Below are 21,688 nucleotides of genomic sequence, written 5' to 3' on the forward strand. Positions count from 1 at the left end.
AGCTACTTTTGTGGCATGGAAAGCATGGGTTCCGATATTTCATTAGCGGCCGAACTCCTCAGTGAAGGAAAAGCCGTAGCAATTCCTACGGAAACAGTATATGGTTTGGCTGCAAATGCCTTAGATGCCAAGGCAGTAGCCCAAATATTTGAGCTAAAGAAGAGACCCGCCTTCGACCCGCTCATTATTCATTTAGCTTCCGCTGATCATTTGGGCGACTATGTAAAAGATACCGGCCCCTATTTCGATGCCCTTTATCAAGCCTTTAGTCCGGGTCCCTTAACCTATGTTTTTCCTAAGCAGGATATAATCCCGGATATTGTAACGGCTGGACATCCTACCGTAGCCGTGCGTTTTCCGGCCCATCCACTTTGCCAATCCTTATTGCAAAAGCTCGATTTCCCACTGGCTGCTCCATCCGCAAATCTATTTGGTCGGGTAAGCCCTACTCAGGCTAATCATGTGGCGGGTCAATTTGGCGATAGTCTGGCTTATATTTTAGATGGTGGTTCGGCTCAGGTAGGTTTGGAATCCACTATCATCGATCTTAGTCAGGATGAACCAATAGTGCTACGACTAGGCGGCTTAAGCCTGGAAGCGATCGAAGAAGTGCTGGATCGAAAGGTGCCTTATACCCGAAGCTCCAGTAGCAATCCCAAGGCTCCGGGAATGCTGAGTGCCCACTATTCACCCGGTATTCCTTTAACCCATGGCAATCTCGATCTAAACCTCAATAAGGTAGATCGTAAGCGCTGTGGCAGCATTAGCTTTTGCAAGAAGATTAGTGGTATTCCTGATCAAAACCAGCGAATCCTCTCTCCCACTGGTGACTTAAAAGAAGCCGCCAGCAAGCTCTTCGCTGCTATGCGTAGTTTTGATAAAAATGAGGTGGATGTAATTCTGGCCGAAGAATTCCCGAATGAAGGCTTGGGCCGCGCTATAAATGATCGCCTAAGAAGGGCTTCCGTGGCTTGAGCCCGGATTAAATACCGCTTCCCGCTTTTTACGCAATTCGAAGTTTTGTCCTAAATAAACCCGACGAACCTGCTCATCCGAAGCTAGTTCTTCCGCGGATCCTGATTTTAAAATTTGCCCTTCAAACATCAGATAGGTACGATCCGTAATAGCTAGGGTTTCCTGCACATTATGATCGGTAATTAAAATCCCAATGTTCTTACTCTTCAAAGAGGCAACAATGCTTTGAATATCTTCTACCGCGATCGGGTCTACCCCTGCAAAAGGCTCATCTAAAAGAATAAAATTAGGATCTACCGCCAGGGCACGGGCAATCTCGGTACGGCGACGTTCACCACCGGAAAGCAAATCTCCACGGTTTTTGCGGATATGCTGTAAACCAAATTCATCCAGCAGTGACTCTAATTTTTTCTTCTGATCAGCTTTGGAAAGATCGGTCATTTGCAAAACGCCCATGATGTTCTCCTCTACACTGAGCTTACGGAAAACACTGGCCTCTTGGGCCAGGTAACCAATCCCCTTTTGGGCCCGCTTGTACATGGGATCGGTAGTGATTTCTTGCTGATCGATAAATACCTGTCCTTCATTGGGTTTAATAAGGCCAACTACCATATAAAAGCTGGTGGTTTTACCGGCACCATTAGGACCTAATAGTCCTACGATTTCCCCTTGCTGCACCTGAAAGCTTACGCCTTTAACAACGGTACGAGAACGGTATTTCTTAACAATATTTTCTGCGCGTAAAATCATCCTAATCCTTTTTAGCCGGTACTTTCAGCTCTTTCAATTGTCGCTTTTCCAGGCGGGCTGCAATCCGAATACTTATTTCGTACAAAATAAAGATTGGGAAAGAAACCAAAATCTGACTGGCCACATCGGGCGGAGTAATAACCGCCGAAAGTACCAGAATCAAAACGATGGCATGGCGACGATATTTTCTTAGGAACTCGGCCGTAACCAGACCACTACGAGCTAGGAAGTAAATCACCACCGGCAGTTCAAAGATAATGCCGGTTGCCAGAGTTACTGTACTCACGGTAGAGATATAAGAATTGAGGTCAATTAAATTGTTGATCTCATCACTAATCGTATAAGAACCTAAAAATTGCAGGGAAAGAGGTACAATCAGAAAATATCCGAAAGAGACCCCGAGAAGGAACAATATTCCACCGAAGAATAATACCCAACGCGAGTATTTGCGTTCGCTGGATTTCAGGCCTGGAGCCACAAAGCGCCAAAATTCATACAGAACATAGGGAAAGGCCAAAATAAATCCTGCAATCAAGGAAACCCAGATGTGCGTAGAGAATTGGCCAGCCATTCGGGTATTCAGAATTTTAAAGGGCATTTCACTGAGGCAGAATAACTCTGTATTACTAATTTCGCGCGAAATAGTGCAAAAAAGTTCGTAAGTGAAGAAGTCGGGCTGCTTAGGTCCAAATATGATTACATCGAATAAAATGCTTTTACCTAAAAAGGCCAACATGGCCATAAGCATGATTGCCAGTGTAGATCGTATGAGGTGCCAACGTAGAACTTCCAGATGTTCGAGGAAGGACATGTGATCACTTTCTGCCTTTGCCATTGATTTTTCAAAAATTGCTGCAAAGTTGCTAAATTTTAGCTGTGAAACAGATGCAATCCCGGGGAAGATTTATTTGCTCTCACGCAGCTATAATTAGTATATTTAAAGAAATTAATAAGACACGTAAGTATTGGGAACGCAAATTTCCACGGCTCAAGCGCATTTAAAACGCTTTTTTGGTTTTAGCCAATTTAAGGGCAATCAAGAGGCCGTAATCGAAAACGTACTTGCTGGCAACGACACCTTTGTGATCATGCCTACAGGCGGAGGTAAATCACTCTGCTACCAATTACCGGCCATTATGCAGGACGGTACCGCCATAGTCGTATCGCCATTAATTGCCCTGATGAAAAATCAGGTGGATAGTTTAAGAGGCTTTGCCGATGATTCGGGCATTGCACATGTGCTTAACTCTTCCCTTAGTAAGAGAGATGTAGAACAGGTAAAGGCTGATATCGTAAATGGTATTACCAAATTGCTCTACGTTGCTCCAGAATCCCTCACCAAAGAAGAGAATATCGAATTCCTTCGCTCGGTAGAGATTTCTTTCTTCGCGATTGATGAAGCTCACTGTATTTCGGAATGGGGTCATGACTTCAGACCGGAGTACCGCAATCTTAAACAGATCATCCAAAAAATCGGGCGTAAGCCAATTATTGGCCTCACCGCTACGGCGACCCCCAAGGTGCAAAGCGATATTCAGAAAAACCTGGGCATGGAAGATGCCGAGGTCTTCAAAGCTTCCTTTAACCGCCCGAACCTCTTTTATGAGGTACGTCCCAAAACCAAGAATGTTGATCGTGATATCATTCGCTTCATCAAGAAGAATGAAGGTAAGAGTGGCATCATCTATTGCTTGAGTCGGAAAAAAGTGGAGGAGCTGGCCCAAACCCTGCAGGTAAACGGAATTAACTCCCTGCCCTATCATGCTGGTTTAGATGCAGGCACCCGCTCTCGCCATCAGGATGCATTCCTTATGGAAGATGCCGACGTGATTGTGGCCACTATCGCCTTCGGAATGGGAATCGATAAGCCGGATGTGCGCTTTGTGATTCACTACGATATGCCCAAAAGCCTGGAGAGCTATTATCAGGAAACCGGTCGTGCCGGTCGTGATGGTGGCGAAGGCCATTGCCTGGCTTTTTACTCCTATAAGGATGTAGAAAAGCTGGAGAAATTCCTCAATGGTAAGCCTGTCTCAGAGCAGGAAATAGGCATGCAGCTTCTGCAAGAGGTGATTGCCTATGCGGAAACCGCCATGAATCGAAGGAAATTCATTCTCCATTATTTCGGGGAATTCTTTGATGAAGAAAATGGACCCGGAGCGAAGAACGATGATAACAGTCAAAATCCGCGCAAGCAATTTGATGCTCGTGAGGATTTAAAAACGGTATTGGAAACCATTATAGCTACCGCTCAACGCTTCAAAGCGAAATCCGTGGTAGATACTCTATGTGGAACTTTGAACTCCATTACCAAGCAGTATAAAGTTCAGGAGCTCCCCGTTTTCAATATGGGAGCAGATAAAGACGAGAAGCACTGGATGTCAGTAATCCGCCAGGCCATTGTTCAAGGATATCTGCGTAAGGATATCGAAAAATATGGAGTACTCTTCATTAGCGATAAAGGTCAGGCCTTCCTTAAGGAACAAGGTCCCTTCCTAATTGCGGAGGATCACGACTATGAAGAAGAAGCCGGACAAGAAGAGATAATCTCTGAACAAAAGGCTGGCGCTTCCTTCGATCCGGAGCTCTTCAAAATGCTGAAGGAACTCACCCGTAAGGTGGCCAAATCCAAAGGCCTGCCTCCCTTCACCGTATTCCAAGAACCTTCTTTAAATGAGATGGCCCTGCACTACCCTACCAGTCTCGATGAACTGAAACAGATCTCTGGCGTTGGAGAAGGTAAGGCCCGCAAGTTTGGAACTCCTTTCCTTGAGCTCATCAGCAAATACGTTGAAGACAATAATATCGAGAAAGGCGATGGCCTGCTGGTTAAATCAGTAGTGAATAAATCTGGCTTAAAGGTCTACATCATTCAGAGTACCGACCGTAAGCTTCCCCTCGAAGATATTGCCGCTGCCAAAGGCCTGAGTATGGATGATCTGGTAACTGAAATTGAGCACATTGTGCATTCAGGTACCAAAGTTAATCTCGACTATGTTTTGGAAGATATGTTCGATGAAGAACAATTGGAAGAAGTGCATGATTATTTCATGGAAGCCGACTCAGATGAACTGCAAGAGGCTTACGATGAATTTGATGGCGACTACAGTGAGGAAGAATTGCGATTAATGCGCATCAAATTCATGAGCGAAGTAGCGAACTAATTAATTTAGCCCTGAGCTAAAATTCCCTTTTTTAATGCAAATTATTGAAACGCCCATCCCGGGTTTATTAGAGATTGTCCCCCGCGTTTTTGGTGATGATCGCGGCTATTTTTACGAATCTTATAATAAGGCCATCTTCGAGAATTTCGGAGTTAATTTTGAATTTGTTCAAGACAATCAATCCTTAAGCAATAAAGGGGTTTTGCGTGGCTTACACTTTCAAAATCCACCTTATGCCCAGGGTAAATTGGTACGGGTTATTCAAGGGGCTGTTTTAGATGTGGTGGTAGACATTCGCAAAGGCTCCCCTACTTACGGGCAACACCATAAAGTAAAGCTCACCGGCGAAAACAAATTAATGTTTTGGATTCCTCCCGGTTTTGCCCATGGCTTTGCAACCTTAGAAGACAACACGATTTTTAGCTATAAATGCACAAATCTGTACCACAAAGAAAGTGAAGGCTCCGTTCTATGGAATGACCCAGCCCTGAAAATAGACTGGGGATTGGAAAACCCGCTGCTCTCGGATAAAGACCGTGAATCGCGCCCTCTTTCTGAACTCGACTCTCAATTTAGATTCTCATGAAACTCCGCGTAGAACAAATAAGTATGGCTTTGGGACTGATTGGTATCAGTACTCTCTTGATTTTTGCTCGCTACGGTGAGCGGGATGATGTAGGCCAGAAAGAAGATTTTAAAGACAATTACTCTATTTACAGTTTGCCAATTCCCGAGCATTTAGATTTCGCTGGGGAGGCCGTACCTCTGGATGACCCTCAGGTAGTGGAGGCCTTTGACCGCGAATTATTGGTAAACACCTATTGGCAAAGTCAAACGCTCTTGTTTATCAAGCGTTCTGCCCGCCACTTCCCCACCATTGAAAAGATCCTTAAGGAAAATGGCGTTCCGCTAGATTTCAAATATCTCCCCTTAGTAGAATCAGGCCTTACGCCCATAGTTTCACCAGCCGGAGCGGTAGGTTTTTGGCAAATTATGGAAAGTACCGGCAAGCAATACGGTTTGGAGATAGATCGCGAAGTAGATGAGCGCTACCATGTAGAAAAAGCTACCCGCGTAGCCTGTGCTTATTTAAAAGAGGCTTATGCCGAATTTGGTTCCTGGACCTTGGCCGCGGCATCTTACAATATGGGAATCAGCGGACTGAAAAAACAAATGGAACGCCAGCGTGAAAATTCTTACTACGCTTTGAACTTAAATCCTGAAACGGCCCGTTATGTATACAGACTATTAGCCGTTAAGGAAATCCTCGAAGCTCCGGATCAATATGGCTTTCACGTTAGAGCTAAAGATCGTTACCTGCCTCAGGAAACATTTACGGTTAAGGTTGATAGCAGCATCAGCCACGTTGCTTACCTCAATGAGAAATACGGCATTAACTATCGCATTCTGAAGTATTACAACCCTTGGTTGAGAATGGAGAACTTGCCTAACCCTCAGTCGAAGGTTTATGAATTTGTGATTCCTAAAAAAGCTAGTAATACACAGGATCAACCCTTTGACCCACCCATTACGCAACCGGCTGCCGAACAAAGTAATCACTAAAAATCAGCCCTATGGAAGCTCCAAAATTGCCCAGTTTCATTCGTCAGAACAAGCACAAATCTTTCGAATTCCAACCTCGCTATTACAGTGAATCCAAAGAGCGTATCGACAATCTACGTCAGAAGTACCACGGTACCGAAGAAGGTCCCAAGCCCGAACGCAGAGCCAGTATGCTGAGAGATGAGATGGCGCAGAATTGGAAAAGCGGACGTCAATCTAATGTGAGCTCTTCCAATCGTAAATTGCTGTATATCATTGTAGGCCTTGCGGCCCTCACCTACTATTTAATCATGAATTAATGGCAGATATCATCAGGCTTCTGCCCGATAATGTAGCCAACCAAATTGCCGCTGGTGAAGTGGTGCAGCGCCCTGCATCAGTGGTTAAAGAGCTGCTCGAAAACAGTGTCGATGCCGATGCCTCGGAAGTGCATTTGGTCGTTAGCGAAAGTGGAAAAACCCTAATCCAGGTAAGTGATAATGGAAAGGGAATGAGCGAAACCGATGCCCGGATGGCCTTGGAGCGTCATGCCACTTCCAAGATTCAAAAAGCGGAAGATATCTTCAGCATCCTTACCAAAGGCTTTCGTGGTGAGGCCCTCGCTTCCATTGCGGCGGTGGCCAAATTAAATATGCGCACTCGCTTAAGAGGTAGTGAGCTAGGCACTGAACTTAAAGTAGCTGCCAACGAAATTGAATCTCAGGAGTTTTGCCAATGCCCGGAAGGGACCACCATTAAGGTGCAAAACCTCTTTTATAATATTCCTGCACGACGGAATTTCCTTAAATCCAATCAAGTAGAATTACGTCATATAATTGATGAATTCGAAAGAGTGGCCATGGCCCACCCTGAAGTGGCCTTCAGCTTTGAGCATAATAATTCGGAGCTCTTTCATTTAGAGCCCAGTACCCTGCGCCAAAGGATTGTAAACATCTTTGGTAAGCGTTACAATGAAAAGCTGGTGCCCGTAAGTGAGGATACCGAATTAGTAAAACTAGAAGGCTTTGTAGGTAAACCCGAATTTGCCAAGAAAAGTCGGGGTGAGCAATTCTTCTTTGTAAATCATCGCTATATCCGAAATCCTTATCTCCATAAGGCAGTGCAAAAGGCCTTTGAAGGATTATTGCTAGATGACAGCCATCCTAGCTACTTCCTTTTTATGGAGCTGGATCCGGCCCGCATTGATGTAAATATTCACCCCACGAAAACGGAAATTAAGTTTGAGGATGAAAGGGTGATTCACAGTATTATTCGCACGGCGGTAAAACATTCCTTAGGTCAGTATAATATTGCTCCAAGCCTCGACTTTGAGCATGATCAGCAATATGCCCCTCCTCCCCCGACGCATAAAAATGTGGAGGCTCCGGGTATTTATATCGACCCTAATTTCAATCCTTTCGATAAAAAGCCGGATAGCTCAGCCCGTTCTGGATCAAGTGCTTTAAGTTCCAACTCTGGTTCCAGCTCTTTTGGAGGAAGTGGATACAGCAATCCTCGGCCTACCTCCCGAGAGAGTCAGCAGTGGGAATCCTTGTTGAGCCAAATTCCGGAAATTCCGGAAGAAGCAGAACAAAGTGAACTGATTCCAGCAGAAGGTCTAAATAAGGTTGCCTATATTCAGGTAGGTAGAAAATACCTTTTAAAGGCTCATGGAGAAGGATTAATGCTCATCCATCAGGCCAGAGCCCACCAAAGAATCATCTTCGAGAAAATGATGGCTTCCTTGGCTAATCAGCAGGTAGCGGCCCAGCAATTACTCTTTCCAGTGCAGGTAAGTTTTAGTGCCGGTGACTTTAGTCAAATTAAAGAGCTTTTACCCACCTTAAGGGAAATGGGTTTTGATTTGGATGAATTTGGGCAGAAGGAACTGATCGTACATGGTATTCCCCTCTTTTTAGAGAACCCCGATCTGGATCAGATTTTACATCAACTATTAGAGGAAGCAAAAGATTACAATAGCCATAGTAAGGAGGAGCTGCAAGAAAAAATGGCGGCCGAAATGGCCAAAGTGGCAGCTTTAAAAGTAGGCACCGTTCTTGAACCTCAGGCCATGGCGCATTTGGTTGATGAACTCTTTGGCTGCTCTTCACCTTATATTAGTCCTGAAGGTCGCCCCACCATCATTAACCTGGCCCTGAACGATTTGGATAAAACATTTACTTAATGCTGCGTTTTAACCTTTTGCCAGATGTAATCAAGAATTTGATCATCTTAAATGGCCTTTTTTACTTAGGTACAGTGGTTATAGAAAGTACAACCAACTTTCCTGTAACCAACTATTTAGCCTTACATTATCCTTTATCTCCCGATTTTCAACCCTTCCAGTTTGTAACCAGTATTTTCATGCATGGTGGTCTTACCCACTTATTCTTCAACATGTTTGCACTATACATGTTTGGAAGTGCGCTGGAGCAAATTTGGGGTGGACCACGCTTTCTACTTTATTACCTTTTAACCGGGATAGGTGCATCCTTTTTTAATTTGGGAGTTGAATATTGGCAGTATACTTCCGCCACCGCCGAACTTTCAAATTCCACAATTGAATTAATCCTCCGCGGAGACATTGATGCTCTTTCCTTAATCACAAATGAAAGTATGGCTGATATCTCCAAAGCCTTTGGGGTAATACACGGCTCTACAATTGGCGCTTCTGGAGCGGTCTTCGGAATACTCTTAGCTTTTGGGATGGTGCTTCCCAATCAGCCTATCTATTTCATTTTCTTCCCCGCTCCCATTAAAGCAAAATATTTGGTGATCGGTTATGGCCTTTTAGAATTAAGCCGAGGCCTTCAATACAATCCTGCCGATAATATTGCACACTTTGCTCATTTGGGCGGGATGGTAATTGGTTTCCTAATTTTGCAATACTGGAAAAAGAAAAACGGTACCTTAATGAGATGAATTCAGCCTGGGATCAAATAAAATATCAATACCGAAGTGGCGGCGCATTAAACCAATTGATCATGATCAATTTAGCGGTATTTATCCTCTATTTGATCCTCAATGTTTTAAGCTTCCTATTTCAGATTAATATCTCCGGGCTTTTTATCAGCTTCATGGCCTTGCCCTCTGATTTGGGTACCCTCGCCACCCGCCCCTGGACCTTGATCACCTATATGTTCCTGCATCAGGGTTTCTGGCATATCTTCTCTAACCTTATCTGGCTTTACCTCTTTGGTCGCATCTTTCTCGAATACTTTGGCGGCCGACGATTAATTGCCACCTATTTATTAGGAGGCCTTATTGGTGGTGCTTTTTATGTACTCAGCTACAATATCTTCCCGGTATTCGCTCAGGCTGTAGCCGAGAGTACCAACCGTGGTGCCTCCGCCGGTGTAATGGCGGTGGTTTTTGGAATTGCCATTTACAATCCTCGTTACCCCATCCGTATTCTAATCTTAAGTATTCCCTTATGGGGAGTGGCGGCCTTTGCCCTGCTTATGGATCTGATTGCTTTAGGTGAAGGCAATAATGCCGGAGGACATTTAGCTCATATTGCCGGTGCGGCCTTTGGTTATTTTATGGCCAAATCCTATGGTAGCGGTCGCGACCTTACCGCTGGTTTATCCAGCCTTTTGGATCGACTGGCGAACCTTTTTAAACCCAAACCCAAGCTTCGTAAAGTATACTCTAAAGGAAACAGTAAAAGCACTTCGTCCCCAAAATCTTCCGGGAAACGGGGTGATGAAGAGAGGCTCAACCATATTTTGGAAAAGATTAACCGAAGTGGTTACGATAGCCTGAGTAAGGACGAAAAAGATCATCTCTTCAAATTCGGAAAGGATTAAATGGCTGCAAAACGTAAGAACTTCTTTGACGGATTTCTTTATGTACTCAATACCATCGCAGCCTTTGCGCTGCTTTGCTCCTATCTGAGCAATTATATCAGTCCACGAGTTTTCACCTGGTTTTCCTTCTTAGGCCTGGCTTATCCCTATTTATTGGTGGCCAATATTCTCTTTGCCATTTGGTGGGCCCTGCGCCTAAAAACTAAAATTATTCTTCCCATTGTGGCCATTGCCGTGGGCTACAAACAAATTCCATTGGTTTATCAATTTGGAGGCAGTAAGCAAGTGGTGGCCTCTGGAGAAGCCTTAAAGGTGATGACCTTTAATGTGCATAATCTCAACCGCTTTCAATGGCTTCCTGAAGAAGACATTCCTCGACGCATTGAGCAATTAATAGAAGATGAGCAGCCAGACATTGTGCTGATGCAAGAATACTACCGTCTGGAAAATCCTTTAAATCCGGATATGCCCTATGTTTATTTTGAGTTTCAAGATAAGGTGGGGAAAACCGGGCAGGTAATCTATTCTCGTCTTCCCATCCTGGATAAAGGTTTTTATCCCCTCCCGGCTCCCGAAGGCGCTATAGCAAAAGGCAAGGCCCTCTGGGTGGATGTAGAATGGCAAGGACGCAGATTAAGGGTCTATAACTTGCACCTTTATTCGGTTGGCCTGGCTGGTGATGATTATGAAAACCTGGGGCAGCAAAGTGAAGAAAGCAATGAGGAGTTTCAAAAACGCATGTATCGTATCGGCGGAAGCCTAAACCGTGCTTTCGAACGACGCGCCTATCAAGTTGAGTTTTTAGATTCCGTTTTCCAAGCTCATGAAGGTCCTATAATTGTGGGTGGCGATTTTAATGATCCTCCCAGTTCCTATACTTTCCACAAATTACACGAGCATCTTCAAGATTCCTATGTAAGCGCTGGTGAAGGATGGGTGCGCACCTTTAATCGCGGTCCTTTACCCTTTAGAATAGACCATATTTTGTATCGAGATAAAGATCTGCGCTGCCATTCCTATAAGGTATACCAGCAAAAGCTTAGCGACCATTATCCGGTGGAAGCTGAATTTAGTTGGCGCTAAATTTAGAATTAGGAAATTTGGAATGAATTCTGATATTCATTTTGCCTAAACTCAAGCAATGAAATTTCGGTTTACTTTCCTTCTCCTTAGTTTATCATTCCTAGCATTCGGGCAGAATAATTCCTTTTCGGATCTCTTTCAATCGGTCAATAGTATTTGCTGGGAAACTGAAGCTGAAATTATTAAAGCACAGGCCACCGGTACCTTAAGCGAAAAACAAAGTGATTCTCTGATCAATCGCTGGGAACTATTCTGCGGTACTACCGAAGCGAGCATTCGCTCCCGATTATTACATGATCTCAAATATCAAGGCAAACTAGACACCCTTATTCCCTTAGAATATTGGCGGGTTTATTTCAAAAACCTGGAAGGTGATTCCTACCTCAGTTCCGAACTGCAAAAGCATTTGGAATGGTCTAAAGGCGAGGCCTGGCAATTGCTTTACAGTCGGGAATGGCCCAAATATGAAAGGAAGGTGCTCGAAATATTAGCGGCTGAGGATATGCAGGAGGTCTATGACCAGATGATGAAAAAGGAATCTTATGAGGATCCTGAATTTGAAAAGCTAAGTCAATTGGTTAAGGATGAGGCACAACCAGAAGACATTAGCTTTGGACTGGCCTATAACTACTTTTACCTCAATCAAGATTTAAAGGAAAACTTGGGTGCCATGCATGGGGCTTCCCTTTTTATGGATTACCAGACCGAAAAATTTGGTTTCAGCCTCCAAACCGGATTTGCGGCCAGCGAGCAAAAAGCCTATTTACGCTTTGTGGAAGATGGCAATCAAACGGTAAGTGATCTGGAAATCCTCTTCCACATCGAAGCCTATTTGCAATATGCCGTGCTTAACTCACGAAGAAGTCGCTTGCGCTTTGGTGCTGGTTTTGGTTTCAATAGCTTTAGCACCGACCTTTCCAATTATGATGAAGAGCTGGATCAGGAAAACCCTATTGGCATTGGAAGTTTTTATCCCTCAGTTGGCCTTGATTATTCCAATCGCCTACATGGCACTCGCCGCATTGGATTAGCAGCTCAATATCATCTTACCGACTATAATGGCAATGATGAACTGCGCAGCGCCCTAGCCGGACATATGCTCGCAGCTAGCCTTTATTTCAGCTTCTAAAATAAAAGCCCCGCAACCAAAAGGCGCGGGGCTCAGAACTTATAAGAATCAATCTTAGTTTTTGCTCAAGTAATCAGCTACTCCTTCGTGAGTGTCTTTCATACCTTCTTTACCTTCATCCCAGTTAGCAGGACAAACTTCTCCTTTGTCTTCGAAGAATTGTAAAGCTTTAACCATACGCATAGCTTCATCTACACTACGGCCTAATGGCATATCATTTACTACTTGATGACGAACGGTACCTTCTTTGTCGATTAAGAACAAACCACGGTATGCAACCATTTCGCCTTCGGCTTGCATCTCATCATTCTCATCGTAGTAATAGTTTCCAGCTAATACATCGTAGTTAGCCGAAATAGTTTTGTTGGTATCGGCTACTACTGGATAAGTAACTCCTTGGATACCACCGTGATCTTTAGAAAGCTGTAACCAACCCCAGTGAGACTGCTCAGTATCGGTAGAAACGGCAACCACTTCAACACCTAATTTTTTGAAATCCTCCAAACGAGCCTGGAAAGCATGTAATTCGGTAGGACAAACAAAGGTGAAGTCTTTAGGATAGAAGAACAAGATTACATAGTTCTTGCCTTTGTATTGGTCGAGGCTGAAATCTTCGATGATCTCCTCGCCATTGATTACAGCTGCGGCTTTAAAAGATGGGGCTTTCTTGCCTACTAATACTCCCATGTTTTGATTTTTAGGTTGTTAGTATATTATATTTATAAAAGCTATTTGAATTTTATTTTGATAGCCAATGCAAATGTAGGCTTATCATCCGGCCTCTTCAATCCTGCCTGTTCAATCTTTTCTATGAAGCTTCAGAAATACTAATGTGAAACGGATAACCAGGCAATTCCAAGGGCCAACAAAATTACGCCATACTTCAGGAAATTAAAACGATGCGACTGGTTTCCTTCGAAAAGAATCGTGGTACTGATATGTAGGAAAATCCCGAATACATAGGCGGTCATTTCAGCGCTATGCTCAGCAAATAAGGGGAAGAAATCGCCGATGATCACCCCCAATGGAGCCATCAAAGCAAAGCTCAGCAACCAAAGTCCTACGATATACCATTTGCCACTAAACTCACAGAGCATATTGTAGAGAATTATGCTCACGGGAAGCTTATGTACAATCAGTCCCCAAAAAAGGGCATCCCGACTTAAATCATTCATATGACTGCCAATGGGAATACTCTCAATTAAGGCATGTAAAAACAAGCCCAGCATTACGCCCATCGGTAAACCTTTATTCTGAAAAAGCTCACTGTGGCTATGCCCATGCTCCAGGCCTTTACTCATGCCCTCAAGTAAGAGCTGAGTAAAAAAGCCCGCCATTATCACTAAACCATAATGGTGACTGTGCTCTTCATAAACTTCAGGTAAAAGGTGAAAAACACCAATTCCTAAGAGATAGGCTCCACTGAATATTAAAAGAAACTTGATAGACAATTTGCTGGATTTACGCAGCCATCGTCCTAAAAGGGCCCCTAGCAGGACCGTAGACATTAATAAAAGATAAGTCATCATGCTTGCGCCAGCAATATTAAACGCTCCGATTGTCGGGCTTCAAAGTTCGCCAAATTATAAGAACCAAAAATATCGAGTATTTGGAGGCCGCTTTCGCGGAAAAGCGCCTGAAACTCTTGTAAAGACAAGGCCCAAACCTCTTCCTTAAAACGATGTTTCTTGCCATCCGGCTCCTTTAAAAAGATCTCCTTCACAATTTTACCTCCTTCAATTCTTCTTTCGATCTGAAACTCATGTCCTTCAATATTCCTTTGCTCGGAGGGAATTAGGTCTTCACAAACCTTTTCCACATTTAAGAAATCGATTAGCAATAAAGCGCCGGGCTTCAAAGCCTGCTTGATCCTTTGCATGGCTTTCAGGTTCTCTTCCCACTGATCAAAATAACCAAAGCTGGTAAAAAGGTTTAGGATAAGGTCGAAACGCTTAGTTCCTAAATCCTGTCGCATATCGGCCACCTGAAAATGTAGCTTATCCTCCAGATATTGAGCGGCAAACTCAATATTGGCATCGGCTAAATCTAATCCAGTTACCTCCATTCCCTTTTGATGAATGTAGCGGGCATGGCGACCTCGGCCACAGGCCAAGTCTAAAATATGCCAATCGCTTTGAGGTTGCAGTCGGCTAAAAAGAATATCAATAAAATCCTGGGCTTCTTGCTCATCACGATGCTGATACAGCATATGATAAAAGCGGGTATTGAACCACTGTTCATACCAGGAATTTGGTGTTTGCTTGCTCATTTTAAAAGAGACTGCGGATAGCGTCCACAATACCCAGCAAAGAAACAGAAGATATTATCAAGATCACAATTAGAGTATAGCGCACAATGGCATTGGCTTTCGGAAGGAATAAGATATAGCGCGCCCCGATCCAGGCTCCTAAGCCCTGACCTACTGCTAAGAGCAAGCCTGGCACCCACTCTAAATGACCGTTCCATACAAAAACCACGAAGGCCGGAAGGACAAATAAAAAGGCTAAAACCAGCTTAATAATATTGGCGTCTCTCAAGCTGTAATGCGCAACCAAAACCAAGAGTGATAAGAGCATTATCCCAATACCCATTTGCAAGAAGCCACCGTAAACCGCTACCGCAAAAATCAAAATCCAGTTCAATACGGTTTTATGTGATTTACTGGTATCGGTGGGCCGAGCCCATTTTCCGGGCTTATAAACCATTGTCCCCAAAAGCAGGAGCATAATTAAACCGATGATGCGCTTAAGCACTACCGGATCTACATCTACCGCTAAAAAGGCACCGAGCACCGAGCCAATAACAGCTGGCACTAAAAACCAGGCGCTATCCTTAAAAAGAAAAAGTGTTCGCGGCGAACGACGTAAACTCAGCACCGCCGTAATGGTTTGAACCAACGCTCCAATCCGATTGGTACCATTGGCCACATTCGCTGGCATCCCACTTAAAATCAGTAAACTCAGGGTAATCGCAGAGCCATTTCCGGCCAGAGTATTGATAATTCCGGCTAAAAAGCCACCACCAAATAATAGAGGATAGTACCACCACTCATTCATGTGGCAAAGGTAGCTTGAGGGAATGGAAATTTAGGTTTATATAGTTTTACTTAATGATAAGATTGGAGCTCAGGATATCAATTTATAACCGACCCCTCGAATATTTACAATCTTCACTGAGGGGTCCTCTTCCAGCTTCTTACGCAGGCGCGAAATGAACACATCCAAAGTACGCCCCACATAATCGCCTTCATCTCCCCATACTGCTTCCAGCAAGTCTTCCCGCTTTACGGTTTGATTAATATCCTGATACAAACGCAAAAGCAATTCTCCTTCCTTGCCGGTTAATTCTTGCTTTTGATCCTTAAAACTAAGCTGGGCTTTAGTAGGCGAATAAGTATAAGCTCCCAACTGAATGCTATCTTCCGATAGGGGTTCGGCTTCTATATTCTTCTTACGCGGATACATTAGCAATAAGACAATGGGTCCCACTATAAAAATCGCCATTAACCAAAGGGGGAATTCAGCCGATTCCTCTTCTTGAAAATCCGGAAAGCGAATCTGTAGTCGGTACTTTGCTGTGGGTTGATCTCTACCTAAACAAGGAATGATATTCGAAAGACTGTCAGGGCTGTGCTCAAAACTGTAAACTACCTCCCCAGTAGCTTCATTGATAAGCGCCACCTGATAATATTCCGAAAGCTTGGCTTGGATTACAGTTTCTTCGATGCGATCTACCAAGCGCAGAGGTTCAAATGAAAAGGGCTTCTCAAATTTTAAAATGAATAGGTCACCTTCTTGCTCCACAGGCATCACCCGCGAATTGATATCTCCAAAATCACTGAGGATATGATGCCCCATCTGCCGAACGGCCACCTGATAATGTGCGGCCTCCCCTTTCGCTGAAAGCAAAATGGAAAAAAACAATCCCAGAATAGTATGAAACAAGCGCAATTGCATCTTTCAAAAATACCCCAAAAGCCAAGCTCCCAAAAGGCTTTACCGAAGTTTTACACTAATTTACATTGACTTTACTAATTGAATATCAAGCTGCTGCTACATTTGGTTTCCATCTAATTCTAAAACCATGAAAATGTTGAAGTACAAATTAATTCTCGCAGGTTTATCCTTAGGGCTAGCGTCCTATGCCTATCTCAATACCTCAAGCTCTGATACCGAACCCAAGCTTGCACCTAAAAGCCAAGCCAATGCCAACTCTCATGTGCAAGCAGACCTCTTCTTTCAAAAAAATGAAGGTTTCTTCTTTGATTTAGATACCCGCTTTAGACCCATCAAAAGATCGGAATTACTAGAAGCTAAGCAATTCTCTGATTTTGCTGATGCCGCGGATATCCAAAAGCTGCGCCGCTATCAATCTTTGGAATTGGCCGCAGTGGTTTCTGAGCAAATAGCAGATGAACGTTTACTTGCCGATGGACCTGAACTAAGTGAAGCGCAAATCGCCTGGCTTCACAATGCCCCTTATTCCACCAATTTCCGACTGCGAGCCGATTTTCTGGAAGCCCTTACGGTAGACACTACCAATCTCTCTTATAATTATAGTACACCTCATTATACCCTAGTGCCTGAGTCTCAAGCCTATTATAAGGACGGTAAAAGAGCCTTCATTCAATACATCCGGGAAGGTGCACTCCCGATTACCAGCACCTTAAATGAAGAGGATCTCTTTGCGGCTAAAATCTATTTCACCATCGGGGTAGACGGCGTGATTACGAAAGCCAAAGTGGGTACCAGTTGTAAAAGTGCTGAATTGGATGCCAAAATGTTAGACCTCTTGGACAATTTACCAGGCGATTGGGAAGTAGCACGCGATATGAATGGCCAGGCGGTTGAGCAAGAATTAGTGCTCTCTTATGCTCTGCCAGGTTGCTAAATTGATTCACAATTAGAGAATTAGGCCTTTTAGACATTCATTACTCTGCGTAGAACAAAGGCATGTATCAGGGACCTTGAAATTTATTTCGAGGTCCCTTCGTTATTTTCTCATGACCCACCGAACATTCTTTTTAGGACTAATCGCCTTTAGCCTGCAGGCTCAATCCCAAAGCTCAGCTTTAAGAGGGATGGAAAATTTAGAAGGTTATAAACTCATTCGAATTCTGGATAGTGGATATTACAGCACATCTCAATTAGCAGTACTTGAAAAGTCCAGGCACCATCAAAGCATTTTTCACCTCGACTGGGAAATCGACTATGATCAATCCGGAATGGACAGTAGCTCTTTGATTGCTTGTCGTCCGGCAATTAAAAATGCCTATCGAAAAATTGATCCCTTTAAAGTAGTAGATCAAGACCTATATGCCAGAATTGATGACTTGATGGGACAAGAATTGGAAACGGCCTTGGTACACTCCAAACGCAAAAGGGGAATCCTCTATCGCTATGGCAATAGTGAAGAATGGGCCTATGTAGACGCCAAAGACCTGTTTCGGGAAATTGATTGGGAGTATCAAAGCGGCACTCTCGTTGCGGTTTCGCAAGGCGATAAATGGGGCTGGTACGACTGGTATCGACAGGTTCAAGTGGTGGAACTGAATTATGAGCATCCTTCGGAATTGCCCTGTACCTTGGATAAATCTGATCTTCAAAATCAAAGTTTGTTTCTGTTGCAGGATTTCAATCAGGCCAATAGCGAATGGCGCATTGACTGCATCCAAATGGACTATATCAATGGCGATGGAGTATTTATCGGTCGCTCTGCCGAAAGCGGATTATGGGGCATGTTCCAAGGCTGGGATTCTCAATATCAAACGTTGATTCCTCAAGCCTATGACTCCTTACGCTTCTTTCCCTGGAATGGTGACTATACCGCTGTTTTCAAAAATGCCAAGGTGGGCTTTTACCTTTCATCTTGGTCGGGCATGGAGGAAGGAAAACAAAGCATCCCCTGCGAATACGACGACTATCAACGAGCTACTAAAGAAGACGGAACTCCAGTTTTGGCGGTTCAGAAAAATGGTAAATGGGCCTGGATCGATTGGCAAAATGGAGAGCTAAAAACCGAACTTAAATACGATTCCTTCGAGGCTTTGCCCTATCCCTATTACCAGCAGTAAATTCTGAAATGAAGGATTAGTGGCACTTCACAGATTGTCATTTATGTACAAAAACCCGTTGTTCAAGTCATTTAATCCGCTAATGTGACTAAGATCGGCTCCCTTAAAAATGGATTCGGATATCTTGGGGCTTTAACCAAGCCAATCAGGTATGCCGAAACTCTACCAGACCAATACAGTCCTAGCATTCCTTATTCCGATCGACCGGAATTTTCGTTTTCCATTTCTCCTTTTACTATTTCTCCTTCCTCAATTTCAGCAGGCGCAAACCATTAATGGGAAGCCCACCAATTCGTATATGAATTGCATAAAACAAGAAGGTACTTCCTATCGAAATTCTTGTTTGGGAAATGGACTTTATGATAACCATCAATCTGCTGCGACTTCCTATATCACTAATCTCTGTGACGAAGCAGTGGATGTGTATTATCATTTTGAAGGGGAATGGATCGACTCTAAAGACAATCCGATAACACCCGGGAAACATCAAAAAAATCGGGTAGCCAATAATGTAAAACCCGGAAAGCGAGTACGGATTTACTTTTGTGAAACCCGAAAGAACAGTGGAAATATTGTGATTGATAAAGTGGTGCCTGCCGGACAAAGCAGTTCTTTCTCTTCCAGTGGCTCGGGAAGTTCTTCTGGTGGATCAGGATCCTTTGGCTCGGGAAGTTCTGGCCGCAATTCTTCAGGTAGCTCCTCCAGTTCCTCTTCTTCCTCCGGTTCCATTGGCAGTACTACTAATGATTCCGACCCAATTGGCTCCATGACCAATTCCATCATGCAAAAAAGCAGTGGCTCAACTTCCTCCAGTTCCTATAATAGTGGTTCATCCTCATCTAGCCGTTCTTCCAGTCAAAGCCAAAGTCAGAGCAGCGGCAATTCTCGTTTAGATAGAGAACGCCGCATTCAACAACAGCATCAAGAGCATGTAGAAGCCTCACGCAGAAACAGTGCGAATTCTCAGCAGGGTGCAGCCAATAAAAGACAATCTACCGCCCAGGCAGAACAGCAAAGAAAAGCGGCGGAAGTGGCTCGCAAACAAGCGGAATACGAAAGGCAAAAGCGCCAAGCTGCCGAAGAAGCCCGCAAACGACAGGAGTATGCACAATGGAAGAATCAACAGAACCAGAAAAATGCCCAAGCGGCAGCAGCGGCGGCGGCTACAACCGTAACTCTACTAGCCGTTTTAGGTCGTGAGATTTATAAGAATATGGGCGTAGTTGATTTTGATCAGGTTTATCGCGATAAGCCCAGCTTCTATGCTTCCACCGAATACGGCTACTCTTTCCTCCTACACCCCATCTATTTTAATAGTGAAGTCTACGATGGAGTGCGTACTTCCAATAACACCGACTATGACTTTGCTTGGCCTTTGAATTTCGATTTCAAAGCCAAAATCGGCTTTGAATCCCCCTACTTTGGTGGCTATGGTTTTGGTGGAATGGGCATCGGCACCAGCCTTCTCTTCCACAGCTTCAATTTCCCATCCTACCAATATGGTGGTCAGGTACACGCCGGAATTCCCAATGCTAAATTTCTCTTTGCCTATGAAGCTGGTGGACGCGCTTTAACCAATGATTATTGGCTTTTGGTTGAAGAGTCTGGCAGTGGCTTTACCGACCTCACCTATGGCAATATTAAATATGGCGCACGATTTAGTTGGGGATCTTTTACCCGCAGCCATTTAAGCCTTGGGGTGATTTATGAAAATGTTGCCGGAGCCAACGACGATATCAAAGTACAGCGCATTAATGTAGAAGGCTTGGATTATACGAAGACCTACTATATTCCGGGCTATTTTATTGAGTATAAAAAGGACCATAGCTTTAACTTCTTCTTACACTTCTATCCCAATTATCCTTTTTCGGGCGAGGTGAACTACGCTTACCGTGGTGGTGAAGATTATGATGATGGCAGCATCTACCTCTATGTTGGATTTTTGCGCTCTTTAGACTTTTACAAATAATATTCAATGCGTCTAGCCCTACTCTTTTTAGTACTTCCTTTCTTCTCATGGTCACAAACCGAATACATTGGCTATGAAGATTACCGCCTTCAGCAAATGTTAGAGGAAAGCATAGAAACTGGCGATAGCCTCAATGCGCGTAAAACCATGCGCTATATTGAGTTTACCCGTCAATTAGACGAGCTGGAATTTGCTTTCCAACAAAGTTTCAAATCTCCGGGTACCCAAGCTGACTTGAAACCCGAAATTGAAAAGCGACTGGAAGCTCTTTCAAAACTGAATCTCGCCGGTCAGGCCTATCGATTTCACCTAGAAGAAGCTAATGAGAGTACGGCCCAGGATTCTCTCAATAGCTATTTCAATTATTTGGAGCAATTAGGGCTTTCCAACTATTTCTTAAATCTATTTGATGATTTAGAGAGTGAGTCCAATAGCGAGATGCAAATGGAAGAAAGGGAAGACACTGATGATCAATTAAGTGCGGTTTGGGAGCAGCAAAGCTTTGGACGCTATTCCGATCAATCCCGATTTGATTATCGCTTTCAGTTAGGAATGGTTTACAATTATTTCCACTTTTCCGATACCTCGCAATTCCCACCTGAAATTGATGTACAGTGGTCCAAGAAAGGGAGCACAGCTTTGGTCCTCTATATTGGTGCATCTTATAAAATCAATAGCAAGGTTTCGGTCTTTAGTGAATTGGGCTATAGTAGCTCTCAACTGGAGTACCAATCCGAATTTACAGATCCCTGGTTGGGAGAAACCTTTATTAATGGCAATGAGTACAGCTTTAGTCAGCTCGACCTCATCTTTGGCGCTCAGTATAGATTAGCTGATAAATGGCAATTAGCACTGGGTTTAGCCCCTTCTTTCACCCTTAAGTCCGAATCCATCAATTTCCAGGAAAACCTTGATGGGAGTCGTAATTATGGTAGCCTCCAGGATTTAAAGGAATCGGAATGGTTCCGCAGCACTCAATTTCGAATGCTCTTTGAAGTGGCTTATTTATGGCGATATATTGAAGTGTCTGATTATCCCATTTTGATTAGCCCCTATTTCCGTCCCATGCTCAGCGCGAGCTCTTACCGACGATCGGATGTAAGCATAGGACCCAATTGGGAACGCTTTTCAATAAGTCAGTTTCAGCTTGGGGTTCGAATATCTTATTAAAAAAAGCCGGTGCAATTTGTGCCG

21 protein-coding genes are annotated in these 21,688 nt (G+C 43.8%); 14 read left to right on the forward strand and 7 right to left on the reverse strand.

Annotation, left to right across the window (positions count from 1 at the left end; all coding sequences use genetic code 11):
- Positions 1–24: 24 nt before the first annotated feature.
- Entirely contained in the window at positions 25–975 is a 951-nt protein-coding gene (locus H4K34_RS01910) for an L-threonylcarbamoyladenylate synthase (protein WP_246452174.1), read from the forward strand.
- Here H4K34_RS01910 and lptB read toward each other — a convergent pair.
- Both lptB and tatC read right to left on the reverse strand, forming a co-directional pair.
- The gene (gene lptB, locus H4K34_RS01915) at positions 952–1,725 is read right to left on the reverse strand and encodes an LPS export ABC transporter ATP-binding protein (RefSeq protein ID WP_210759150.1); all 774 of its coding nucleotides are present in this window, start codon (positions 1,723–1,725) and stop codon (positions 952–954) included. The two genes, H4K34_RS01910 and lptB, sit on opposite strands and share 24 nt — an antisense overlap.
- Before the next feature lies 1 nt (position 1,726).
- Positions 1,727–2,560 carry a twin-arginine translocase subunit TatC gene (tatC, locus tag H4K34_RS01920; RefSeq protein WP_210759151.1) on the reverse strand — a complete coding sequence of 278 codons (834 nt, stop codon included), beginning with the start codon at positions 2,558–2,560 and terminating at the stop codon, positions 1,727–1,729.
- A 130-nt stretch (positions 2,561–2,690) separates the two neighbouring features.
- On the opposite strand from tatC, the gene recQ reads away from it, so the two are divergent.
- From recQ to H4K34_RS01965, 9 genes are read left to right on the forward strand one after another with little or no spacing between them, the layout of a single operon-like run.
- Complete coding sequence (gene recQ, locus H4K34_RS01925) at positions 2,691–4,889, forward strand: DNA helicase RecQ (protein WP_210759152.1); 2,199 nt, start codon at positions 2,691–2,693, stop codon at positions 4,887–4,889.
- 34 nt (positions 4,890–4,923) lie between these two features.
- A complete protein-coding gene (rfbC, locus tag H4K34_RS01930; protein WP_210759153.1) occupies positions 4,924–5,475 on the forward strand; it encodes a dTDP-4-dehydrorhamnose 3,5-epimerase in 552 nt (183 codons plus the stop codon).
- Entirely contained in the window at positions 5,472–6,452 is a 981-nt protein-coding gene (locus H4K34_RS01935) for a lytic transglycosylase domain-containing protein (RefSeq protein WP_210759154.1), read from the forward strand. The genes rfbC and H4K34_RS01935 overlap by 4 nt, the downstream gene beginning before the upstream one ends.
- An 11-nt stretch (positions 6,453–6,463) precedes the next feature.
- Entirely contained in the window at positions 6,464–6,751 is a 288-nt protein-coding gene (locus H4K34_RS01940; protein ID WP_210759155.1) for a hypothetical protein, read from the forward strand.
- A complete protein-coding gene (gene mutL, locus H4K34_RS01945; protein WP_210759156.1) occupies positions 6,751–8,616 on the forward strand; it encodes a DNA mismatch repair endonuclease MutL in 1,866 nt (621 codons plus the stop codon). The genes H4K34_RS01940 and mutL overlap by 1 nt, the downstream gene beginning before the upstream one ends.
- Entirely contained in the window at positions 8,616–9,353 is a 738-nt protein-coding gene (locus H4K34_RS01950; RefSeq protein ID WP_210759157.1) for a rhomboid family intramembrane serine protease, read from the forward strand. Before mutL ends, H4K34_RS01950 begins: the two co-directional genes overlap by 1 nt.
- Positions 9,350–10,240: a rhomboid family intramembrane serine protease gene (locus H4K34_RS01955; protein WP_210759158.1), complete on the forward strand. Its 891-nt coding sequence runs from the start codon at positions 9,350–9,352 to the stop codon at positions 10,238–10,240. Before H4K34_RS01950 ends, H4K34_RS01955 begins: the two co-directional genes overlap by 4 nt.
- The gene (locus H4K34_RS01960) at positions 10,241–11,323 is read left to right on the forward strand and encodes an endonuclease/exonuclease/phosphatase family protein (protein WP_210759159.1); all 1,083 of its coding nucleotides are present in this window, start codon (positions 10,241–10,243) and stop codon (positions 11,321–11,323) included.
- A gap of 58 nt (positions 11,324–11,381) precedes the next feature.
- Entirely contained in the window at positions 11,382–12,452 is a 1,071-nt protein-coding gene (locus H4K34_RS01965; RefSeq protein ID WP_210759160.1) for a hypothetical protein, read from the forward strand.
- A gap of 54 nt (positions 12,453–12,506) precedes the next feature.
- On the opposite strand, the gene H4K34_RS01970 is transcribed toward H4K34_RS01965, so the two are convergent.
- The 5 genes from H4K34_RS01970 to H4K34_RS01990 form a co-directional block, all read right to left on the reverse strand.
- Positions 12,507–13,139 (reverse strand): peroxiredoxin, encoded by a 633-nt coding sequence (locus tag H4K34_RS01970; RefSeq protein ID WP_210759161.1) that lies wholly within the window; start codon positions 13,137–13,139, stop codon positions 12,507–12,509.
- A 140-nt stretch (positions 13,140–13,279) separates the two neighbouring features.
- The gene (locus H4K34_RS01975; protein ID WP_210759162.1) at positions 13,280–13,960 is read right to left on the reverse strand and encodes a ZIP family metal transporter; all 681 of its coding nucleotides are present in this window, start codon (positions 13,958–13,960) and stop codon (positions 13,280–13,282) included.
- A gap of 17 nt (positions 13,961–13,977) precedes the next feature.
- Positions 13,978–14,721 (reverse strand): SAM-dependent methyltransferase, encoded by a 744-nt coding sequence (locus tag H4K34_RS01980; protein WP_210759163.1) that lies wholly within the window; start codon positions 14,719–14,721, stop codon positions 13,978–13,980.
- Between the two features lies 1 nt (position 14,722).
- Positions 14,723–15,508: a sulfite exporter TauE/SafE family protein gene (locus H4K34_RS01985; protein WP_210759164.1), complete on the reverse strand. Its 786-nt coding sequence runs from the start codon at positions 15,506–15,508 to the stop codon at positions 14,723–14,725.
- Between the two features lie 69 nt (positions 15,509–15,577).
- Positions 15,578–16,408: a winged helix-turn-helix domain-containing protein gene (locus tag H4K34_RS01990; protein ID WP_210759165.1), complete on the reverse strand. Its 831-nt coding sequence runs from the start codon at positions 16,406–16,408 to the stop codon at positions 15,578–15,580.
- Positions 16,409–16,541: 133 nt separating this feature from the next.
- Here H4K34_RS01990 and H4K34_RS01995 point away from each other — a divergent pair, with 133 nt between their 5' ends.
- The 4 genes from H4K34_RS01995 (at position 16,542) to H4K34_RS02010 (ending at position 21,664) form a co-directional block, all read left to right on the forward strand.
- Positions 16,542–17,342: a hypothetical protein gene (locus tag H4K34_RS01995; protein ID WP_210759166.1), complete on the forward strand. Its 801-nt coding sequence runs from the start codon at positions 16,542–16,544 to the stop codon at positions 17,340–17,342.
- Between the two features lie 112 nt (positions 17,343–17,454).
- A complete protein-coding gene (locus H4K34_RS02000) occupies positions 17,455–18,525 on the forward strand; it encodes a WG repeat-containing protein (RefSeq protein WP_210759167.1) in 1,071 nt (356 codons plus the stop codon).
- A gap of 151 nt (positions 18,526–18,676) precedes the next feature.
- Positions 18,677–20,494 (forward strand): hypothetical protein, encoded by a 1,818-nt coding sequence (locus H4K34_RS02005; RefSeq protein WP_210759168.1) that lies wholly within the window; start codon positions 18,677–18,679, stop codon positions 20,492–20,494.
- A 6-nt stretch (positions 20,495–20,500) separates the two neighbouring features.
- A complete protein-coding gene (locus H4K34_RS02010; protein WP_210759169.1) occupies positions 20,501–21,664 on the forward strand; it encodes an outer membrane beta-barrel protein in 1,164 nt (387 codons plus the stop codon).
- Positions 21,665–21,688 lie beyond the last annotated feature (24 nt).

The sequence above is a fragment of the Croceimicrobium hydrocarbonivorans genome (assembly GCF_014524565.1).
Lineage (GTDB): Bacteria > Bacteroidota > Bacteroidia > Flavobacteriales > Schleiferiaceae > Croceimicrobium > Croceimicrobium hydrocarbonivorans.